Annotated in this window: 19 protein-coding genes; 6 read left to right on the top strand and 13 right to left on the bottom strand. The window is 70.7% G+C overall.

Annotated features, from left to right (window positions below):
• The first annotated feature begins 81 nt into the window (after positions 1 to 81).
• From AN215_RS20910 to AN215_RS20900, 3 genes are all read left to right on the top strand, one after another.
• Positions 82 to 885, top strand: coding sequence for an SAM-dependent methyltransferase (locus tag AN215_RS20910; RefSeq protein WP_070008798.1), 804 nt, complete (start codon positions 82 to 84; stop codon positions 883 to 885).
• A 184-nt stretch (positions 886 to 1,069) separates the two neighbouring features.
• Positions 1,070 to 1,759, top strand: a complete 690-nt coding sequence (locus tag AN215_RS20905; protein WP_070008797.1) for a GntR family transcriptional regulator — start codon at positions 1,070 to 1,072, stop codon at positions 1,757 to 1,759.
• 87 nt (positions 1,760 to 1,846) lie between these two features.
• On the top strand, positions 1,847 to 2,854 hold the full coding sequence (locus tag AN215_RS20900; RefSeq protein WP_070008796.1) for a 1-aminocyclopropane-1-carboxylate deaminase: 1,008 nt from the start codon (positions 1,847 to 1,849) through the stop codon (positions 2,852 to 2,854).
• Between the two features lie 75 nt (positions 2,855 to 2,929).
• Here AN215_RS20900 and hemB read toward each other — a convergent pair whose 3' ends face one another.
• From hemB to AN215_RS20870, 6 genes are all read right to left on the bottom strand, one after another.
• Positions 2,930 to 3,967, bottom strand: coding sequence for a porphobilinogen synthase (hemB, locus tag AN215_RS20895; protein ID WP_070008795.1), 1,038 nt, complete (start codon positions 3,965 to 3,967; stop codon positions 2,930 to 2,932).
• Complete coding sequence (locus AN215_RS20890) at positions 3,964 to 5,646, bottom strand: bifunctional uroporphyrinogen-III C-methyltransferase/uroporphyrinogen-III synthase (RefSeq protein WP_070008794.1); 1,683 nt, start codon at positions 5,644 to 5,646, stop codon at positions 3,964 to 3,966. The genes hemB and AN215_RS20890 overlap by 4 nt, the downstream gene beginning before the upstream one ends.
• A complete protein-coding gene (gene hemC / locus AN215_RS20885) occupies positions 5,643 to 6,641 on the bottom strand; it encodes a hydroxymethylbilane synthase (protein WP_070008793.1) in 999 nt (332 codons plus the stop codon). The genes AN215_RS20890 and hemC overlap by 4 nt, the downstream gene beginning before the upstream one ends.
• The gene (locus AN215_RS20880; RefSeq protein ID WP_079123289.1) at positions 6,638 to 8,137 is read right to left on the bottom strand and encodes a glutamyl-tRNA reductase; all 1,500 of its coding nucleotides are present in this window, start codon (positions 8,135 to 8,137) and stop codon (positions 6,638 to 6,640) included. The genes hemC and AN215_RS20880 overlap by 4 nt, the downstream gene beginning before the upstream one ends.
• The gene (locus AN215_RS20875; RefSeq protein ID WP_070008792.1) at positions 8,134 to 8,913 is read right to left on the bottom strand and encodes a redox-sensing transcriptional repressor Rex; all 780 of its coding nucleotides are present in this window, start codon (positions 8,911 to 8,913) and stop codon (positions 8,134 to 8,136) included. The genes AN215_RS20880 and AN215_RS20875 overlap by 4 nt, the downstream gene beginning before the upstream one ends.
• Before the next feature lie 281 nt (positions 8,914 to 9,194).
• The gene (locus AN215_RS20870; RefSeq protein ID WP_070008952.1) at positions 9,195 to 9,431 is read right to left on the bottom strand and encodes a glutaredoxin family protein; all 237 of its coding nucleotides are present in this window, start codon (positions 9,429 to 9,431) and stop codon (positions 9,195 to 9,197) included.
• Between the two features lie 234 nt (positions 9,432 to 9,665).
• Between AN215_RS20870 and AN215_RS20865 the strand changes: the two genes are divergently transcribed.
• The 3 genes from AN215_RS20865 (at position 9,666) to AN215_RS20855 (ending at position 13,489) form a co-directional block, all read left to right on the top strand.
• Positions 9,666 to 10,649 (top strand): HAD family hydrolase, encoded by a 984-nt coding sequence (locus tag AN215_RS20865; RefSeq protein ID WP_070008791.1) that lies wholly within the window; start codon positions 9,666 to 9,668, stop codon positions 10,647 to 10,649.
• A gap of 364 nt (positions 10,650 to 11,013) precedes the next feature.
• Complete coding sequence (locus tag AN215_RS20860; protein WP_079123288.1) at positions 11,014 to 11,892, top strand: ECF subfamily RNA polymerase sigma factor, BldN family; 879 nt, start codon at positions 11,014 to 11,016, stop codon at positions 11,890 to 11,892.
• 268 nt (positions 11,893 to 12,160) lie between these two features.
• Positions 12,161 to 13,489: a DUF5667 domain-containing protein gene (locus AN215_RS20855; protein WP_070008790.1), complete on the top strand. Its 1,329-nt coding sequence runs from the start codon at positions 12,161 to 12,163 to the stop codon at positions 13,487 to 13,489.
• Positions 13,490 to 13,596: 107 nt separating this feature from the next.
• Here AN215_RS20855 and AN215_RS20850 read toward each other — a convergent pair whose 3' ends face one another.
• From AN215_RS20850 to AN215_RS20825, 7 genes are all read right to left on the bottom strand, one after another.
• Positions 13,597 to 14,616 (bottom strand): lysophospholipid acyltransferase family protein, encoded by a 1,020-nt coding sequence (locus tag AN215_RS20850; protein WP_070008789.1) that lies wholly within the window; start codon positions 14,614 to 14,616, stop codon positions 13,597 to 13,599.
• Positions 14,609 to 15,709, bottom strand: coding sequence for an NAD-dependent epimerase/dehydratase family protein (locus tag AN215_RS20845; RefSeq protein ID WP_070008950.1), 1,101 nt, complete (start codon positions 15,707 to 15,709; stop codon positions 14,609 to 14,611). The genes AN215_RS20850 and AN215_RS20845 overlap by 8 nt, the downstream gene beginning before the upstream one ends.
• A 213-nt stretch (positions 15,710 to 15,922) precedes the next feature.
• Positions 15,923 to 16,021 carry a 30S ribosomal protein bS22 gene (locus AN215_RS28805; protein WP_003948845.1) on the bottom strand — a complete coding sequence of 33 codons (99 nt, stop codon included), beginning with the start codon at positions 16,019 to 16,021 and terminating at the stop codon, positions 15,923 to 15,925.
• A 150-nt stretch (positions 16,022 to 16,171) separates the two neighbouring features.
• Positions 16,172 to 16,381, bottom strand: a complete 210-nt coding sequence (locus tag AN215_RS20840; RefSeq protein ID WP_158677109.1) for a helix-turn-helix domain-containing protein — start codon at positions 16,379 to 16,381, stop codon at positions 16,172 to 16,174.
• A 129-nt stretch (positions 16,382 to 16,510) separates the two neighbouring features.
• Positions 16,511 to 17,392 carry a phosphatase gene (locus AN215_RS20835; RefSeq protein ID WP_079123287.1) on the bottom strand — a complete coding sequence of 294 codons (882 nt, stop codon included), beginning with the start codon at positions 17,390 to 17,392 and terminating at the stop codon, positions 16,511 to 16,513.
• Positions 17,393 to 17,491: 99 nt separating this feature from the next.
• Positions 17,492 to 18,673 carry an acetoin utilization protein AcuC gene (locus tag AN215_RS20830; RefSeq protein WP_070008788.1) on the bottom strand — a complete coding sequence of 394 codons (1,182 nt, stop codon included), beginning with the start codon at positions 18,671 to 18,673 and terminating at the stop codon, positions 17,492 to 17,494.
• A gap of 54 nt (positions 18,674 to 18,727) precedes the next feature.
• Positions 18,728 to 19,375, bottom strand: a complete 648-nt coding sequence (locus AN215_RS20825; protein ID WP_070008787.1) for an HAD family hydrolase — start codon at positions 19,373 to 19,375, stop codon at positions 18,728 to 18,730.
• Between the last annotated feature and the right edge of the window lie 33 nt (positions 19,376 to 19,408).

The raw sequence follows: 19,408 nt of genomic DNA, 5'->3' as shown, positions 1-19,408 counted from the left end.
GACGAACCGGCCAGGCACGGAACGTGATTGCCCGGCACCGCCCGCCCCCGTACAGGCAGCGGCAGAAGAGGAAGCACAGCGATGACCGGTTCCGGCGAACGGCCCGCGCAGATAGACACCAGCAGGGCCCACTCGGCCCGGATGTACGACTACTACCTCGGCGGCAAGGACTGGTATCCCGTCGACCAGGAGGCGGCCGAGAAGGTGAAGGAGGTCTTCCCCTTCATCGTGACGGGTGCCCGCGCCAACCGGGACTTCATGCACCGCGCCACGCGCACCCTCGCCTCCGAGTACGGGGTGCGGCAGTTCGTCGACATCGGCACCGGCATCCCCACCGAGCCCAACCTCCACCAGGTCGCCCAGGAGGTGGCCCCGGAAGCACGCGTGGTCTACGCGGACAACGACCCGACCGTGCTGGAGTACACCGACGCCCTGACGCTCAGCAGCCCGCAGGGCCGCACCGCCTACGTACACGCGGACCTGCGGCACGACGCCGTCCTGGAGGACGCCGAGCTCCGCTCGACCGTCGACCTGGACAAGCCCGTGGCGCTGTCGATGCTCGCGGTCACGCACTTCCTCCCGGACGAGGACGGCCCGCTGCAGATCGTGCATTCGATGGTCGACCGGCTGGCCCCGGGCAGCTTCCTGGTGCTCTCGCACGCCACCCCGGACTTCAACCCCGCCGCGCAGAAGGCGGTCGAGGTCTACCGGCAGAGCGGCACACCGGCGCAGATACGCACCAAGTCCGAGATCATGCGCTTCTTCGAGGGCACGGAACTCATCGAGCCGGGCCTGACCACCACGCACCGCTGGCGCCCCGACGGTGAGTCCGGCATCACCGACGAGGACGCCTTCTTCTACGCCGGCATCGGAAGGAAGCCCTGAGCCTCTGAACCCCCTGAGACTCTCCTGACGACGCTGTACGGGGACGGGGACGGGACCGCCGGGCGGGCGGCCTCGTCCCCGTAATCGTGCGGGTGACGCCCGGTGCGGCAGCCGCGCTCCGGCTACACGGCTTCATGACGGCGGACTCTTGACGTTCGGCATCATGCGACGTGCAATATATTGCATGCCGATTCCACAGAGCCGGGGACTCGTCTCCAGATCCCTGCTGAGGGAGAACGCCTACCGGGCGATCCGCGACGCGATCGTCGACGGAACGCTCGCACCGGGTGAACGGCTGAGCGACGCGGAGCTGGTGGCGTGGCTGGGCGTCAGCCGTACCCCGGTGCGGGAGGCCATGGCCCGTCTGGAACAGGCAGGGCTGGTGCGGACGAAGCCCGGCCGCTACACCATGGTCAGCCCGCTGGACGTACGTGCCGCACGTGCCGCCCAGTCCGTGACGGCCGCCATGCACGAACTCGCCGTCCGCGAGGCGCTGCCCAACCTGTCCGCGGCCGAACTCGGTGCCATGCGGGACGCCAACGCGCGCTTCGCCGACTCCCTGCGACGCGGCGACGTCGACGCCGCGGTCCGCGCGGACGACGACTTCCACGGCGTCGCGGTCACCGCGTGCGCCAATCCCGCAGTGCGCTCCGTGCTGGAGCAGTTCACGCCGGTGCTGCGGCGCCTGGAACGGGTGCGCTTCTCGTCGCTGAGCGGGCGGAGTTCGGTCGCACAGCACAACCGCATCATCGAGCTCTGCGAGGCCGGCGACGTCGACGGCGCCGCTGCCGCCGCCCGTGCCAACTGGCAGACGCTGGCCGCCGTGCTCGACACCGCCCTGCCGGACGACGACGGCGACGGCACCGACGGATGACCCCTCCCATGCCCCCGCTCATGCCCCCGCTCCTCCCTTGGTGACCACCCCCGGTCACCCCCCGGTCCCGCGAAGGAGAGCCACCCCATGTCCCTCGAATCGTTCGAGCGTTATCCCCTGCTGTTCGGGCCCAGCCCCGTCCATCCGCTGGACCGGCTCAGCGACCGTCTCGGCGGGGCCCGGATCTGGGCCAAGCGGGAGGACTGCAACAGCGGGCTCGCCTTCGGCGGGAACAAGACCCGCAAGCTGGAGTACCTGCTTCCGGACGCCCTCGCCCAGGGCGCCGACACCCTGGTGAGCATCGGCGGAGTCCAGTCCAACCACACCCGTCAGGTGGCCGCCGCTGCCGCCCGTGCGGGCCTGAAGGCCGTGCTGGTCCAGGAGAGCTGGGTGGACTGGCCCGACCCGGTGGCCGACAAGGTCGGCAACATCCTGCTGTCCCGCATCATGGGCGCCGACGTGCGCCTGGTGGACGCCGGATTCGGCATCGGCTTCAAGGACAGCTGGCACCAGGCGCTCGAGGACGTGAGGGCCGCGGGAGGCACGCCGTACGCGATCCCCGCCGGCGCCTCGGACCACCCTCTGGGCGGTCTGGGCTTCGCCGCGTGGGCGCACGAGGTGCGGCGGCAGGAACGCGAACTGGGCGTCTTCTTCGACACGGTCGTCGTGTGCAGCGTCACCGGCAGCACCCATGCGGGCATGATCGCCGGCTTCGCGGGCCAGGACCGTCCCCGCCGCGTCCTGGGCGTCGACGCCTCCGCGAAGATCGACGAGACCCGGGCGCAGGTGGAGAAGATCGCCCGTGACACCGCGGGCCGCATCGGCCTGGACCGGGAACTGCGCGGCGACGAGATCACCGTGCTGGAAGGGTGGGCGGGGGACGTCTACGGCATCCCGGTGCAGTCCACGCTGGACGCCGTCCGGCTGACGGGCCGTCTGGAAGGCGTGATCCTCGACCCGGTGTACGAGGGCAAGTCGATGGCCGGGCTCATTGACCTCGTACGGGAACGGGACATCCCCGCCGACTCGAACGTCCTGTTCGCCCATCTCGGCGGCCAGCCCGCGCTCAACGCCTACAGCGGCGTCTTCCCCTGACAGGGACCACGACTGACACGTCGTCCTCGACGACAGAGGCCGGCCCGGCAGCACCGACGCCTGGACGGGCCGTCCTCAGAGCTTGCCCGCGGCCTCCGTCGCCCAGTAGGTGAGGATCAGGTTCGCGCCTGCGCGCTTGAAGCTCGTCAGGGTCTCCATGATCGCCCGGTCCCGGTCGATCCAGCCGTTCTGCGCCGCCGCCTCGACCATCGCGTACTCACCCGAGATCTGGTAGACACCGACGGGGACTTCGGCCCGCTCGGCGAAGTCACGCAGCACGTCCAGGTACGGCAGCCCCGGCTTGACCATCACCATGTCGGCGCCCTCTGCGGTGTCGAGGGAGAGCTCGCGCAGCGCCTCGCGGGCGTTCGGCGGGTTCTGCTGGTAGGTGTTGCGGTCGCCCTTGAGCGAGGAGCCGACGGCCTCGCGGAACGGCCCGTAGAAGGCCGAGGCGTACTTGGCGGTGTAGGCGAAGAGGGACACGTCGTGGTGACCCGCCTCGTCGAGCGCGCGGCGCACATGCCCGACCTGGCCGTCCATCATGCCGCTCGGGCCCAGCACATGTGAGCCGGCTTCGGCCTGGACGCGGGCCATCTCGGCGTACCGCTCCAGCGTGGCGTCGTTGTCGACCCGGCCGTGGGCGTCCAGGACGCCGCAGTGGCCGTGGTCCGTCGTCTCGTCCAGGCACAGGTCCGACATGATCACGATGTCGTCGCCGACCTCGGCACGTACGTCCCGCAGCGCGACCTGCAGGATGCCCTCGGGGTCGGTGCCGGCGGTGCCGACCGCGTCCTTGTCCTCCTCGCGGGGCACGCCGAAGATCATGATGCCGCCGACGCCGGCCCGTACGGCCTCGGTTGCCGCCTTCTTCAGCGTCTCGCGCGTGTGCTGCACGACGCCCGGCATGGACGAGACGGGCACCGGCTCGCTGATGCCGTCGCGTACGAAGACGGGAAGGATCAGCTCGGCAGGGTGCAGCCGGTGCTCGGCGACCATCCGGCGCATGGCCGGAGTCGTACGGAGCCGGCGCGGCCGTACGGCGGGGAAGCCGCCCGGAACGCCGCCGGCACCGACACCACCGGCACCGACACCACCGGAACCATGCGCGCTCACGACGACCGTGCCCTCCTCCTGGCCGGCCGCTTCTCGCTCGGCCGCTTCACCACGTCGCCCGCGGCGACGGCCTCCGCGCGGCGCTCCGCACCGAAGTCCGCCAGCGCCTCGGCGAGCTTGTGCACCGAGGGCTCCGGCGACATGACGTCGACCCGCAGCCCGTGCTCCTCCGCCGTCTTCGCCGTGGCCGGGCCGATACAGGCGATGACGGTGACGTTGTGCGGCTTGCCGGCGATGCCGACGAGATTCCGCACCGTGGACGACGAGGTGAACAGCACCGCGTCGAATCCGCCGCCCTTGATCGCCTCCCGCGTCTCGGCCGGCGGCGGCGACGCGCGCACGGTCCGGTACGCGGTCACGTCGTCGACCTCCCAGCCCAGCTCGATGAGCCCCGCCACCAGCGTCTCGGTGGCGATGTCGGCCCGGGGAAGGAAGACGCGGTCGATGGGGTCGAATACCGGGTCGTAGGGCGGCCAGTCGTCCAGCAGCCCGGCGGCAGACTGCTCACCGCTGGGCATCAGGTCGGGCTTCACGCCGAACTCGATCAGCGCCTTCCCCGTCTGCTCGCCCACCGCCGCGACCTTGATGCCCGCGAAGGCGCGCGCGTCCAGTCCGTACTCCTCGAACTTCTCGCGCACCGCCTTCACGGCGTTGACCGAGGTGAAGGCGATCCACTCGTACCGCCCGGTGACCAGGCCCTTGACCGCGCGCTCCATCTGCTGCGGCGTACGCGGCGGTTCGACGGCGATGGTGGGCACCTCCGCGGGCACCGCGCCGTAGCTGCGCAGCTGGTCGGAGAGCGACTCGGCCTGCTCCTTCGTACGCGGCACCAGCACCTGCCAGCCGAAGAGCGGCTTGGACTCGAACCACGCGAGGCGGTGGCGTTCCGCGGCGCCGCTGCGCTCCCCGACCACGGCTATCACCGGCTGCCCGCCCTCCGGGGACGGCAGCACCTTCGCGGACTTGAGCACTTGGCCGATCGTGCCGAGCGTGGCACTCCAGGTGCGCTGCCGTGTGGTGGTGCCCGCGGCCGTGACCGTGAGCGGGGTCTCGGGCTTGCGGCCGCCCGCTACGAGTTCGCCCGCGACGGACACGACGGAGTCCAGCGACGTGGAGACGACGACGGTCGCGTCGCTCGCACCGACCTCCGTCCAGCATCTGTCGTCGGCTGTACGCGCGTCGATGAAGCGGACGTCGGTGCCCTCCGCGTCGCGCAGCGGAATACCGGCGTACGCGGGAACTCCCACGCCGGTCGCGATACCCGGCACGACCTCGAACGGGATGCCCTCGCCCGCGCACGCCAGCATCTCGCGCGCCGCGTCCGCGTCCAGGCCGGGATCGCCCGTCACCGCTCGCACGACCCGCTTGCCCGACCGTGCGGCCGCCATGGCAATATCTGCTGCACCGTTGGGCGCGACCGCTGATGGGCCGTCAGCTTTCGTGTCCTGCCTCGCCCCGTCTTCCACCCGAAGCGGCGTGTCCACCCCTGCCCGCGCGTGACTGCGGACGACGTCGTGCACCTGCGGGTCGGCCACAAGCACGTCGGCCTGCGACAGCGCCTCGACGGCGCGCAGCGTCAGCAGACCCGGGTCTCCGGGCCCGGCACCGAGGAAGGTGACGTGTCCGTGTGCACCGTAGAGGTGCCGAGTTGTCGAATTGTGGGCAGTGGTGGGGCTCAAAGTGCTCGCTCCCCCATCAGACCGGCCGCGCCCTTGGCGAGCATCTCGTCGGCGAGCTCACGTCCCATGTTCTCCGGGATCGCTGTGCCCTCCGCGGACGCCGGTACGGGACCGGTGGTGGACAGCTGCACCAGCGTCTCGCCGTCGATGGTTCCGACGACGCCGCGCAGGCGCATTTCGGTGACAACCTGCCCGTCGCCAAGCAGGTCGGCGAGCGCTCCCACAGGTGCGCTGCAGCCGGCCTCCAAGGCGGCGAGCAGGGTTCGCTCGGCGGTCACGGCGGCCCGCGTGTGCGGGTCGTCGAGCTCGGCGAGCTGGGTGGCCAGGTGTGCGTCGGCCGACGCGCACTCGACGGCGAGGGCCCCCTGGCCGGGGGCCGGCAGCACGGCGTCGGGACCGATCAGTTCGGTTACCTCGTCGAGGCGTCCGGTGCGTTCCATCCCGGCTGCTGCGAGCACCACGGCGTCGAGTTCGCCTGAGCGCACATACCCGATGCGCGTGTCGATATTCCCGCGGATCGGCACGGTGTCCACCTCGGTACCGAGGCTGCGTGCCCACGCCGCGAGCTGCGACATGCGGCGGGGCGAGCCCGTACCGATGCGGGCGGGCCTGCCGGTGGTCCGCACGCTCGCCGCGAGCTCCTCGAAGCGGAGGCCGTCGCGGGCGATCAGCGCGTCACGGGGATCGGCCCGGCGGGGCACGGCGGCCAGCCTCAGCTGGTCGGGCTGGGCGGTCGGCAGGTCCTTCAGCGAGTGGACGGCGAAGTCGATCCGGCCTTCCAGCAGGGCGTCCCGGAGCGCCGTGACGAATACGCCGGTGCCGCCGATCTGCGCGAGCTGTTCCTTGCTGGTGTCGCCGTACGTCGTGATCTCGACCAGCTCCACCGGCCGGCCGGTCACGCGGCGCACCTGCTCCGCCACGAGCCCCGACTGGGCCATGGCGAGCTTGCTGCGCCGGGTGCCCAACCGGAGGGCGCCTGCTGGGTTGTTGCTCATGTGCTCACCTCGTCGCGCCCGGCCGCCTTCGGGCGCGGGACACCTGCTTCATCGGTCTGCTCGCTCCCCCGGCCGGTGCCGAGGCGCTCCGGGGACCCGGTGGGTTCCGGCACGCCCGTGGGCACCGGGCTGCTGACGGCGGCGACCGTCTGCGGGTCGAGGTCGAAGAGTTCACGCAGGGCGTCCGCGTATCCGGCGCCGCCCGGCTCACCCGCCAGCTCCTTCACTCGTACGGTCGGAGCGTGCAGCAGCTTCTCCACGACGCGGCGCACGGTCTGCGTGATCTCCGCGCGCTGCTTGTCGTCGAGGCCCTGGAGGCGGCCCTCCAGCCGGGCCATCTCGGCGGCCACGACGTCGGCGGCCATCGTGCGCAGGGCCACCACGGTCGGGGTGATCGTCGCGGCGCGCTGCGCGGCGCCGAAGGCGGAGACCTCTTCGCTGACGATGCTCCGTACCGCGTCCACGTCCGCGGCGAGCGGCGCGTCCGCGGCCACCTCCGCCAGCGACTCGATGTCGACGAGGCGGACCCGCTCCGTGCCGTGCACGGCGGCGTCGATGTCCCTGGGCATGGCCAGGTCGAGAAGCGCCATCCCCTCGTCGGGCCCGGCGGCTCCTTCGGCCCTGCGCTCAAGCGCCTCGCGTACGGCCTCGTCGGTGAGTACGAGCCCGGTGGCGCCCGTGCAGGAGACGACGATGTCGGCGCGGGGCAGCTCCGCCGCGAGCCCGTCGATCGGCAGCGCGTGCGCACGCGGCCCGTGCCCGGCGCTCAGCGCGGCCGCGGGTGCCGCACCCGCGGCGAGCCCGGGAGCCAGCCCCGAAGCCAGCCGCTCGGCGCGGTCCAGGGTCCTGTTGGCGATCACCAGTTCGGCGACGCCTGCCCGCGCGAGCGTGGTGGCGGCCAGGGACGACATCGATCCCGCTCCGATGACCAGCGCACGCTTGCCGCGCACCCAGTCCTCCACGGGCGCGGGGCGCGCGAGCTGCTGAAGACCGAAGGTGACCAGCGACTGTCCGGCCTTGTCGATGGCCGTTTCGCTGTGTGCCCTCTTCCCGGTGCGCAGCGCCTGCTGGAAGAGATCGTTCAGCAGCCGCCCGGCCGTGTGCTGCTCCTGGGCGACCGCGAGCGCGTCCTTGATCTGGCCGAGGATCTGCCCCTCGCCGACGACCATCGAGTCCAGGCCGCAGGCCACCGAGAACAGGTGGTGCACGGCCCGGTCCTCGTAGTGCACGTACAAGTGCGGGGTCAGCTCGTCGAGGCCGACGCCGCTGTGCTGTGCGAGCAGCGTCGAGAGTTCGCCCACACCGGCGTGGAACTTGTCCACGTCCGCGTACAGCTCGATGCGGTTGCAGGTGGAGAGCACCGCCGCCTCCGCCGCGGGCTCGGCGCTCACGGCGTCCTGCAGCAGCTTGCCGCGCACCTGCGGCGCGAGCACGGCACGCTCCAGGACGCTCACCGGCGCGCTGCGGTGGCTCATGCCGACGACCAGCAGACTCATGCGGGCATCACGGCGGGGCGGTCCCCGTCAGATCCCGGCTCGGTGCGCTTGGTGACCGCGGCGGCGGGCGGGGCCGCCGGGGGCGCGGTCTCGTCCTCCCCGAGGGCTTCCTCGCCCGCCTTGCGCTGCTCGTGGAAGGCGAGGATCTGCAGCTCGATGGAGAGGTCCACCTTCCGTACGTCCACACCTTCGGGGACGGACAGCACGGTCGGGGCGAAGTTGAGGATCGAGGTGATACCGGCGGCGACGAGCCTGTCGCACACCTGCTGCGCGGACCCGGCGGGGGTCGCGATGACTCCGATGGAGACGCCGGACTCGTCGATGATCTGCTCGAGCTGGTCCGTGTGCTGCACGTCGATGCCGGCGACGGGCTTCCCGGTCAGGGACGGGTCGGCGTCTATCAGGGCGGCCACGCGGAATCCGCGGGACGCGAACCCGCCGTAGTTGGCGAGGGCGGCGCCGAGATTGCCGATACCGACGATGACGACGGGCCAGTCCTGCGTCAGACCGAGCTCGCGGGAGATCTGGTAGACGAGGTATTCGACGTCGTAGCCGACGCCGCGGGTGCCGTAGGAGCCGAGGTAGGAGAAGTCCTTGCGCAGCTTGGCCGAATTCACCCCTGCGGCAGCGGCCAGTTCCTCGGAGGAGACCGTGGGCACGGAACGCTCGGAGAGCGCCGTCAGGGCCCGCAGATACAGCGGTAGCCGGGCGACGGTGGCCTCGGGGATCCCTCGGCTCCGGGTCGTCGCCGGTCGGTGATTTCGGCCAGTTGCCACGGTGCTCCTGCCGGTTGCGCGAAGCGGTGAGCGCTTCCGCGCGAGCCGCGCGTCATGAACGCTCCATCGCCACAAGGCTATGCCTTTGTGAACGCGTGCACAAAGATGGAGTCCGATTTGTCCGGTCAACGTGACCGGTGCCACATGCAACAGCCGCGACACACGTCACTCCTCACGTCACGCCGGCCGCGACCGGCGCCTCCCCGGCACGCCCCAACTGCCGCACCCGGCAAGGCGACCGGGCCTCCGGGAGGCCCCGCCCGGGCTTCCCGCGGGGCCGGTCAGCCCTCCAGAGCCTTGCGCAGCCGCTGGGGATCCACCCGCCAGAAATCGTGCTGCGCACCGTCCACCAGTACAACCGGGATCTGCTCCCAGTACTTCCGGTACAGCTCCTGGTCCTCGTTGATGCTCTTCTCCTCCCAGGCAGCTCCGGTCTCGGCGCACACCCGAACGATCACGTCCCGTGCGATGTCGCACAGATGGCATCCGGGCTTCCCGATCAGGGTGACAGTCCTCATGCCGGCCATTCTCCCGCTTCCCCGGCGCCACACGTCACCCTCGGCAGGGCTTCACATCCGGCGCGGGGCCCGCCGGATACGGCGCCGCTCACCCGGGTATCCGGGTCGGGCCCGGACCGCGTCCGCGGCCGTCGCCCGCAGGCAACCGTCCGGTGCCGAATGTGTCCCGTACGGCCCACAGTTGGACATCCGGGCGTAACAGGCATGCGTCGCGAAGTGGCTATCCTCGTTGTCATGCCCTCCCGTCCCACTCCCCGCAGCGCCTGGTCCTGGATCGCGACCCGCGGGCGCGCCGCCACCGCACGCAGCGTGCTCGCGGGTGAGGCGTCCGCCGACGCGGCACGCAAGCAGGAACTGGAGCAGCGGCAGGCGGAGGAGCTGCAGCAGGGCGTCTTCGAGCCGGCGCACGAGTACGAGGAAGAGGACTTCGAGTTCCCCGTCTCGGGCGACACCCGCGCCGCCGCCTTCTTCGACCTCGACAACACGGTCATGCAGGGCGCCGCCCTTTTCCACTTCGGCCGCGGCCTGTACAAGCGCGACTTCTTCCAGAAGCGCGAACTCGCCCGTTTCGCCTGGCAGCAGGCCTGGTTCAGGATGGCGGGCAACGAGAACGCCGGGCACATGGCGGACGTGCGCTCCAGCGCCCTCTCGATCGTCCAGGGGCACCGCGTCTCCGAACTGACCGCCATCGGCGAAGAGATCTACGACGAGTACATGGCCGGCCGTATCTGGCCCGGCACCCGCGCCCTCGCGCAGGCCCATCTCGACGCGGGCCAGAAGGTCTGGCTCGTGACGGCCGCCCCCGTGGAGACGGCCACGATCATCGCCCAGCGGCTCGGCCTCACCGGCGCGCTCGGCACCGTCGCGGAATCCGTCGACGGCGTCTATACGGGGAGGCTCGTGGGCGAGCCGCTGCACGGGCCCGCCAAGGCCGAGGCCGTACGGGCGCTCGCCGCCGCGGAGGACCTGGAGCTGGAGCGGTGCGCCGCGTACAGCGACTCGGCGAACGACATCCCGATGCTCTCGCTCGTCGGATATCCGTATGCGATCAATCCTGACAGCAGGCTTCGCGACCACGCGCGCGAAATGGGCTGGCGCCTGCGCGACTACCGCACCGGCCGGAAGGCCGCGAAGGTCGGGATTCCGGCGGCCGCGGGCGTCGGCGCCGTGGCGGGCGGAGCAGCCGCCGCCGTGGCTCTGCAGCGCCGCCGCCGATAGGCCCTCAACTCGGACGGCACGCCTCGACACGCCGTAACGACGCATGCCGCGCGGCAGTTGGACACCGGGTTTCCGCCACCTGCCGCACCGTCGCCCCCGCCAGTGACGCTTCGGACCTCCGTGCACAAGTCGTAACTCGAACGACAAGTTGTGACCAGCAAACGGTCGTTGAACCGGTCACAGTCGATGCAATAGGCGGCGCCAATGCGTAACAGATCAGACTGAATCGGCGATTTCAGCAACTACGCGTAGCGTCGTCTATACGAAGCGTTATTCTCCTCAGACGCAATCGGTACCCACACGTCCCTTCCGGGTCGAACGGTCCCGTACTGCACGTGATGGAAGCTCTGCCTCTGGGAGTCCCGTGTACCCACACGTCGGGGTTGACGCCTCGGGCCTGGCTACGCTGCGCAGCACGGTCGTTGCGGCACTCGGCCGACTGCGCGCTCTTGTCCCCCGCGCGTACGCCCCCGCCCTCGCATCAGCCGTGCCCGTCCCCGCCCGCCCCTGCTACGCCATGGCGCACCGCGCCGCGACCAGCGCCGCCGCCGCAGTCGGCGCCGCTGCGGCGGCGCCTGCCCCCGCCGCCACCCCCACCGCCTCGGGCAACGTCGGCAGGCGGACCCGCAGTTCGGCATCCGGAAGCTCGGGCACGTCCACCGCCCGACGTGCCCGCCCCGCCGCGTCGGACACCGACAGCCGCCGGATGATGGATCTCGTGGAGCGGGCGCAGGCCGGGGAGACCGATGCGTTCGGGCGGCTCTACGACCAGTACAGCGACACGGTGTACCGGTACATCTACTACCGCGTCGGCAGCAAGGCGACGGCCGAGGACCTCACAAGTGAGACGTTCCTGCGGGCACTCCGGCGTATCGGCACCTTCACCTGGCAGGGCCGTGACTTCGGCGCCTGGCTGGTCACCATCGCGCGCAACCTGGTGGCCGACCACTTCAAGTCCAGCCGCTTCCGCCTCGAAGTGACCACCGGGGAGATGCTCGACGCCAACGAGGTCGAGCGCAGCCCGGAGGAGTCCGTCCTGGAGTCGCTCTCCAACGCCGCACTGCTCGAAGCCGTACGCCGGCTCAATCCCCAGCAGCAGGAGTGCGTCACGCTCCGCTTCCTGCAGGGCCTCTCCGTCGCCGAGACCGCCCGCGCCATGGGGAAGAACGAGGGCGCCATCAAGACGCTGCAGTACAGGGCCGTCCGTACGCTGGCCCGGCTGCTGCCGCAGGACGCACGCTGAAGTCACCCTCTTCTCAAGCGCGTTGGGGCGTTTTCGCCGGTTTCGCCCCGCTCTGATCCATGCCAGAGGGTGACTTTGCGTATGCACCCGGTCACATCATCGTGAGTCCGTAACCCGAGTGCCCGGCCGCTCGTTGTGGGGGTGCAGTCTCCCCGCACCGTGGCGCGCAAGGGTTCGCTCACACTTTCGAGTGAACATGAGCGTCTTGCCGCACAGCCTTCCATCCGTGGTGGGGAGTGGACCGTGCTGACGAGAGGAGGTGCCGCCCGTGATCGGGTCCGCAACCGCGAGCAAGCGGGCTGCCGCCTTCGCCCAGGCCCTTGATGAGCACGAGCTCGACGAGGCCGCGGCGGCCGACCGGACGGCGGAGGACGGGCGCTCCGGCGCCGCTCCGCCCACCCCCGTAAGCCCGTGCGCGACCGCGGGAGGCGGGCCCGGCGCAGCCGCCGCCGCCCCGGCGGAGAGCCCGTCCCAGGAAGAAGGGGACACCGAACCCGCGCTGCTGCTCGGTCTTGCGGAGAGACTCCGCTCAGTGCCAAGACCCGCGGTGGCGCCCGACGTCAAGATCGTGCAGCGGGCGCAGCTGATCGCCGCCATGGAGGCGGAGTTCGCCTCGCCGGAGGCCCGTGCCCGCCAGGTTCCGGCGCAGCGGGACGGGCGCGGGGCCAAGGCCAAGGGCGCCCACCGGGCCCCCGCCGTCAGGCCGTTGAGCAGACTCCGGCCCAACTCGCGCCTGGGCAAAGGGATCGCGGCGAGCGGGCTCGGCGTCGGAGTCGCGGCCTCCGCACTCGGCGGCGTCGCCTCGGCGAGCAGCGAGGCGCTCCCGGGCGACTCTCTCTACGGCCTCAAGCGAGGCATGGAGGACCTGCGTCTGGACTTCGCGGACGACGAGACGGACCGCGGCCGGCTGCATCTGGCCCGCGCCGCCACACGCCTCCAGGAGGCGCGCCGTCTGATGGAGCAGACGCGAGGAGGCGCCGAACTCGACCACGAGTCGGTCGGCAAGGTGCGCAGGGCGCTCGCCGGGATGCGCAACGACGCCGGCGAGGGCCACCACCTGCTGAGCACCGCGTACAAGAGGGACGGCAGCATCGCCCCGATGCGTTCGCTGTCCTCCTTCCGTTCGGAACACCGCGAGAGCTGGGCGAAGCTGCAGCGGAACCTCCCCCCGGAGCTCTTCGACGTACGCGAAGAAGTGAGCTCGGTCTTCGACGCCATGGACAGCGACATCACCCCGATCGCCGGCCTGATCGCCGACTCGGGCAAGGAATCGCCACGAGGACATGAGCGTGGCGGAGAGGGCCGCCACGGGCAGGGCAGCAAGTCGCCCCGCCCTTCGCACTCCTCGGATTCCGCGGAGGCCGACGGCCGGGAGGACGACCGGTCCGGTGAGCCTTCTCCGTCCGACTCGGATTCCCACGCCGGCGAACTCATCGGCGGCGGCGGTCTTCTGGACCCGTCCGGTGATCCGCACGGGAATCCGTCACTGCCCGGCTCGGGCGGGAGCGGCCATTCGAAGCCGGAGTCGGATGTCACGCTGCCGCCCATCGTCCCGGATGTGCTGCCCGGGCTGAAGAGGCTCTCGGACGACAGGTAGCCGGAGCCGCAGGAGCACCTGACGGCGGGCGGCGCCCTCCCCGAACGGGAGGGCCGCCGCCCGCCGTCCGCATCGCGGAGGCACCAGGTCCGCACCGGGAACGCGCTCTAGAAGAACACCGACCGCCGCCGCACCAGCAGCTTGTAGAGCGTGTGCTGGATGGTCTCCCGTATCTGGTCCGTGAGGTTGAACATCAGCATCGGGTCGTCGGCGGATCCCGCCGGATAGCCGTCCGTCGGAATCGGCTCGCCGAACTGGATGGTCCACTTCGTGGGGAGAGGTATCGCGCCGAGCGGTCCCAGCCATGGGAACGTCGGCGTCACCGGGAAGTACGGGAATCCCAGCAGCCGGGCGAGCGTCTTGGCGTTGCCCACCATCGGGTAGATCTCCTCGGCGCCGACGATCGAGCACGGCACGATCGGTGCCCCCGCCCGCAGCGCGGTCGACACGAAACCGCCGCGTCCGAACCGCTGCAGCTTGTAGCGGTCCGAGAACGGCTTCCCCAGCCCTTTGAACCCCTCGGGCATGACGCCCACGGCCTCGCCCCGTGCCAGCAGTGCCTCGGCGTCCTCAGAACAGGCAAGCGTGTGGCCGGCCTTGCGGGCAAGCGCGTTGACCATCGGCAGCATGAACACGAGATCCGCCGCGAGCAGCCGCAGATGCCGGCCGGCCGGATGGTGATCGTGAACGGCCACCTGCATCATCAGGCCGTCGAGCGGCAGGGTGCCCGAGTGGTTGGACACGATCAGTGCCGAGCCCTCGTCGGGAATGTTCTCGACGCCCCGCACCTCGACCCGGAAGTACTTCTCGTACAGCGGCCGCAGCAGCGACATCAGCACCTGGTCGGTCAGCTCACGGTCGTAGCCGAAGTCGTCGACCTCGTACTCGCCGGTGACCCGCCTCCTGAGGAACGCCAGCGCCTGCGCGGTCTTGCGTTCCCACTCCCCGTCCGGCGTGGAGTCGCCGTCGATACGGTCACCACCGTGGGCCCGCTCGTCACCGTGGTCTCCGCCCGCGGGCCCGGCCCGCAGATGGCGCTCCCCGGGCCTCTCGCGCCGCTCGTGCGCGCCGCGCCTCTCGTGTCCGTCGTCGGGGGACCCGAACGGGATGACTTTCGCATCAGCCACGGCGCCCGGCCTCCTGGTCCTGATCCTGGTCCTCGTCCTGCCGTCCGTCCTCGCGCGGTGGGATCACCATCGTGGCCAGTCTGTCGACCGTACGGGCCAGGGTCTCCGGCGGCAGCAGCCCCTTACCGCGGCTGCGGGCGAAGGCGGCCAGCGTCTCGCCCGTCGTGAACCGCGGTTCGAATCCGAGGACTTCACGCATCTGTGTCGTACGCACCACGCGCCCGTGTGTCAGCAGCCGCACCTGCTCGGGGGAGAAGTCCGTGGCGCCGACGGACTGCAGCAGCGACCTGCCCCAGCGGATGGCCGGCAGCAGCATCGGCACCGTCGGCCGTCCGAGCCGGCGCGCGCACTGGGACAGCAGCAGGGTGCCGTCTCCGGCGATGTTGAACGTGCCCGCGCTGAGCGTCCCCCGGCGCGGCTCGCGGGCCGCCTGACGCAGCACCTCGACGGCGTCGTCCTCGTGCACGAACTGGAGCCGCGGATCGTAGCCGAGCACAGTCGGCAGCACCGGCAGGGCGAAGTAGGCCGCGAGTGGCGAGTCCACGCACGTCCCGAGCACGTGCGCGAACCGCAGCACCGTGACGGACACATCGGGGCGGCGCCGGGCGAAGGCCCGTACATACCCTTCGACCTCGACCGCGTCCTTGGCGAAGCCGCCGCTGGGCATCGACTTGGCGGGGGTGGACTCGTCGAAGACCGCCGGATCGCGGGGTGCCCCGCCGTAGACGCTGGTCGTCGACTTCACCACCAGCCGCCGCACGCTCGGCGCCTTCTGGCAGGCGCCGAGCAGCTGCATCGTGCCTATGACGTTGTTCTCCTTGACCGAACTGCGGTTGCCGGTCCCCGGCACCGCCGGCTGCGATCCGTGCACATCCATGTGGACGACGGTGTCGACACCGTGGTGGGCCAGCACCCCGGCGATGTCCGGCTGCCGGATGTCCGCCGGTACGAACTCGGCACCGCCCAAGTGGTGCTCCGGTTCCACGACGTCGACGCCGACCACCCGGTCCACGTCGGGTTCTCGCTGGACACGGCGCACGAAACGGCCACCGAGCTGCCGGGCCACGCCGGTGACGAGTACGACCCTGCCCAAGATCCCTCCCCTGACGCCCACTTGCGAACTGTGCCGCACGAAGCGAGGTTCCGCGGGTCCCGCAGGTTACGTTTCCGCGGATTCCGGTTCTCGCCTGTCCGCACACGCGCCCGCGAAACGCGAACGTCCGTACCGAACGAAACCGCCGTCCTGCCACGCCGCACACGTGGTGCGGGCAGCAGAACGGCGGTCACTTACGTACTCGGCGCTCGCTCACTTCTTGTTACGGCGCTGAACTCGCGTGCGCTTGAGGAGCTTGCGGTGCTTCTTCTTGGCCATCCGCTTACGCCGCTTCTTGATTACTGAGCCCACGACAACCCTCGCTCACAAATCTTCCCCGCAGACACGGAGAGAACTGTCTTCACTCGGCGCGGGGCGTCCGAGCCCACACGACCTACATGGAGGTTCAGCCTACCCGTCACCGTGCGCGGCTCGTAATCCGAGGGTCGTCGCGCGATGCCGTCAGGCCGTCTCCACCCCCACATACGATTCCTGGAGGTATTCATGGACGGCTTGCTCTGGGACCCGGAAGGACCTGCCCACCCGGATCGCCGGCAGATGACCGCTGTGCACCAGCCGGTACACGGTCATCTTGGACACTCGCATCACCGAGGCGACTTCCGCCACGGTCAGAAAGTTGACCTCGTTGAGAGGTCCCTTGCCAGCAGCCATGTCACACCTGAACCTTCCGCACATGTCGGTCACCGGCTTCCCCTTCCGGCGACTCCCGCTCGCATGCGCGCTCCTCCCCAGATTAGGGGCGGGTGATGCAAGTGGGGAAGAGGAGTAGCGATCGGTCTCCTACTGTGACAGACACGCTCGATTGAGTACATAGTGCGCCAGCGGACGGTAGCTGTCGGACCGCGCAGCGTCATCGACGGGCACCGCGACCGACACCCTCCCCTCCGCCTGACCCACGAACGGCGCCGGATCATCCGTATCTGCGGGCCCGATTGCCTCAATACCCAACTGACCTGCTGCGCAGACCCATCCGTGGTCTCCGATGACGAGGTCCGGCAGCGGCCCGCCGTCCGCCATCGCCGCGGCGAGCACCGTCCGCAGCGGCAGCGGCGAATGCGTGTGCACACCCGGCGCACCGGCTGCCGGCCGCACGCCGGGCTCATGTATCAGTGCAACCCCGCGTGCGTAGCCGAGCACGAGAGTGCGTACGCCGAACCTGGTCGTTATGTCGACAGGTCGCCCCTCTGCTGATGTGAGGAGAGTGCACCCCGCCGCCGAGAGAGCTGAGGCCAATGAGGCGTAGAAGCCCAGCAGCCGCCCCGGGTGACCCGTCCCCAGCAACACGGGAACCCGCCGCTCAGCCGCGCTTCGCAGCCGCCCGGCGAAAGCGTCGAGCGCCGCGATCGTCCGCTCGGGGTCGATGGTGTCGTGGCCCGAGACGGTAGCCGGGTCGCCCGACACCCCGCAGGTTTCAGCCATGAGTGCGAGCAACGCCGGTACGGGCCAGTCGTGTTCGGGTTCGAGGCCGATCAGGGCGCGCGGGTCGCGGGCCGCGAAGAGCCGGTAACGCCGGAGGCTCTTCTCCCGGCTGGTCGCGGTCGTTCCGGCCAGCCGGGAAGCGAGCAGATGCGCGCGCAGCGCACCCGCACCGGCGGGCCCTCCGCCCGTCCGGCCGCTCCGTTCCGTTCTGCCGCTGCCGCCGCCGCTCAGCACACCGCCCATGCTCGCGGCTGAGCACCGCACCGGTGTCTCTCAGCGCCCGCGACCACCTGACGAATCCTTGTACGAGCGCAGGGGGCAGGGCACGGCGGCGCCGGCCGGCTACGGCATCAGCCCGTGCGCCGGGAAGACGGCTTTCCTGGTCGCGTGCACCGCACGGTCCAGTGAGTCGGCGGGGTCGTACCCCGTCTCCGACCACACACGGCACACCGGTTCGCGTCCGTCGGTCATCCGCTGCGGCGCCACCGGACTTCCCGTACGCGCGTACACCATCTGCCGCCAGGCATCGGGGACTTCCGTTTCGGGCGGCACGGGCGCGCCCGCGGCGATCGCGACGAGATGCGTCCACGTCCGCGGTACGACGTCGAACACCGCATATCCCCCGCCGCCGAGCGCCACCCAGCGCCCGTCCGCGTACTCGTGCGCCCAGCCGTGGAGCGCTTCGGCCGCGGCACGTTGTGCGTCCACGCTCACGGCCAGGTGCGCCAGAGGATCCTCGAAGTGGGTGTCGGCGCCGTGCTGGGTGACGAGCGCCTGCGGCCGGAATTCGCCGAGGAGTTCGGGCACCACACCGTGCAGCGCCCGCAGCCAGCCCTCGTCCCCGGTGCCGGCGGGCAGGGCCACGTTGACCGCTGTGCCCTCCGCGTCCGGGCCGCCGGTCTCCTCCGCCCAGCCCGTACCGGGGAACAGCATCCGCGGGTGCTCGTGCAGCGAAATCGTCAGCACCCGCGGGTCGTTCCAGAACGCGTCCTGAACCCCGTCCCCGTGGTGCACGTCCACATCGACGTACGCGACCCGCTCGGCCCCCTGCTCCAGGAGCCGGGCGACGGCCAGCGCCGCGTCGTTGTAGATGCAGAATCCAGACGCCGACGCGTGCATCGCATGGTGCAGGCCGCCGGCGAAGTTGATCCCGTGCTTCACGTCGCCGCGCCACACCGCGTCCGCAGCCGCCACCGACTGCCCGGCGATCAGCGCCGAGGCCTCGTGCATGCCGGCGAAGGCGGGATCGTCAGGCGTGCCGAGCCCGAACTCACCCGTCGCCGAATCCGGATCGCCGGAGACCCGGCGCACCGCGTCGATGTAGTCCTGTCTGTGTACGAGCCGCAGCGTCGAATCCCCGGCCGCCTTCGCCGCGGCCACCTTCAGATCCTTGTGGGCGTCGAGCCCCAGTGCCTCGACCAGCCGCATCGTCAGCGCCAGCCGCACCGGATCCATCGGGTGTCCTGGACCGAAGTCGTAGCCGGTGACTGCCTCGTCCCACATCAACTGTGCGCCGCCACTCATCCCGCCACCGTACCGGCCCCGTACCGGCGGCGATCGGCGAGGCCACTCGGCCGGCTACGCGATCAAGGCCGACAGCTCTTCCATTCGCGAGAAGCAGGCACCGGCTCCGCCGAGCCGGTCGAGGGGCGTCATGGCCGTGTACGCGTAGACGTCCATGCCTGCGGCGAGAGCGGCCTGCACTCCGAGCGGACTGTCCTCGACGACGGCGCAGCGCTCGGGCCTCACACCCATCTTCTCCGCGGCGAACAGAAAGAGGTCCGGTGCGGGCTTGCCCCGTCCGACGTCCTGCGCGCTGAAGATGCGCCCCTCGCCGAAGCGCTCGTAGAGACCCGTCGTCCGCAGGGCCACTCTGATCCGCTCGTGGCTGCCGGACGAGGCCACGCAGTACGGCACCCCGTCCGCGTCCAGTTTGGAGAGCACCTCGTGCACGCCGTCGACGGCCTTCAACTCGCTGCCGAATGCGGTGAACACCCGCCCGTGGAAAGTCTCGTCGAAGTCATCGGGCAACCGACGTCCCGAACGCTGGTGCACCAGGTCGTGAATGCGGTGGACGGCCGCGCCCATGTAGTCCCGGACCGACTCCTCGAATGTCGTCGGATGCCCCAACTCCGTCAGATATTCGGCGAGTACGCGGTTGGAGATCGGCTCGCTGTCCACCAGCACGCCGTCGTTGTCGAAGACGACCACGTCATAGCTGCCCATACGGGCAACTGTACGGTCACATGAGGAAGCCCC

The sequence above is a fragment of the Streptomyces abyssalis genome (assembly GCF_001751365.1).
GTDB lineage: Bacteria > Actinomycetota > Actinomycetes > Streptomycetales > Streptomycetaceae > Streptomyces > Streptomyces abyssalis.
The sequence above is the reverse complement of the archived record's forward strand: the minus strand, read 5'-3'. Positions and strand labels throughout refer to the sequence as shown.

What these genes read in the sequence shown, in the direction of transcription:
- AN215_RS20880 (WP_079123289.1), bottom strand. Translation starts at nt 8,137, where the DNA reads ATGAGTCTGCTGGTCGTCGGCATGAGCCACCGCAGCGCGCCGGTGAGC.
- AN215_RS20840 (WP_158677109.1), bottom strand. Translation starts at nt 16,381, where the DNA reads ATGGCTGCTGGCAAGGGACCTCTCAACGAGGTCAACTTTCTGACCGTG.
- AN215_RS20900 (WP_070008796.1), top strand. Translation starts at nt 1,847, where the DNA reads ATGTCCCTCGAATCGTTCGAGCGTTATCCCCTGCTGTTCGGGCCCAGC.
- hemC (WP_070008793.1), bottom strand. Translation starts at nt 6,641, where the DNA reads ATGAGCAACAACCCAGCAGGCGCCCTCCGGTTGGGCACCCGGCGCAGC.
- AN215_RS20910 (WP_070008798.1), top strand. Translation starts at nt 82, where the DNA reads ATGACCGGTTCCGGCGAACGGCCCGCGCAGATAGACACCAGCAGGGCC.
- AN215_RS20865 (WP_070008791.1), top strand. Translation starts at nt 9,666, where the DNA reads ATGCCCTCCCGTCCCACTCCCCGCAGCGCCTGGTCCTGGATCGCGACC.
- AN215_RS20825 (WP_070008787.1), bottom strand. Translation starts at nt 19,375, where the DNA reads ATGGGCAGCTATGACGTGGTCGTCTTCGACAACGACGGCGTGCTGGTG.
- AN215_RS20905 (WP_070008797.1), top strand. Translation starts at nt 1,070, where the DNA reads ATGCCGATTCCACAGAGCCGGGGACTCGTCTCCAGATCCCTGCTGAGG.
- AN215_RS20870 (WP_070008952.1), bottom strand. Translation starts at nt 9,431, where the DNA reads ATGAGGACTGTCACCCTGATCGGGAAGCCCGGATGCCATCTGTGCGAC.
- AN215_RS20835 (WP_079123287.1), bottom strand. Translation starts at nt 17,392, where the DNA reads ATGGGCGGTGTGCTGAGCGGCGGCGGCAGCGGCAGAACGGAACGGAGC.
- AN215_RS20830 (WP_070008788.1), bottom strand. Translation starts at nt 18,673, where the DNA reads ATGAGTGGCGGCGCACAGTTGATGTGGGACGAGGCAGTCACCGGCTAC.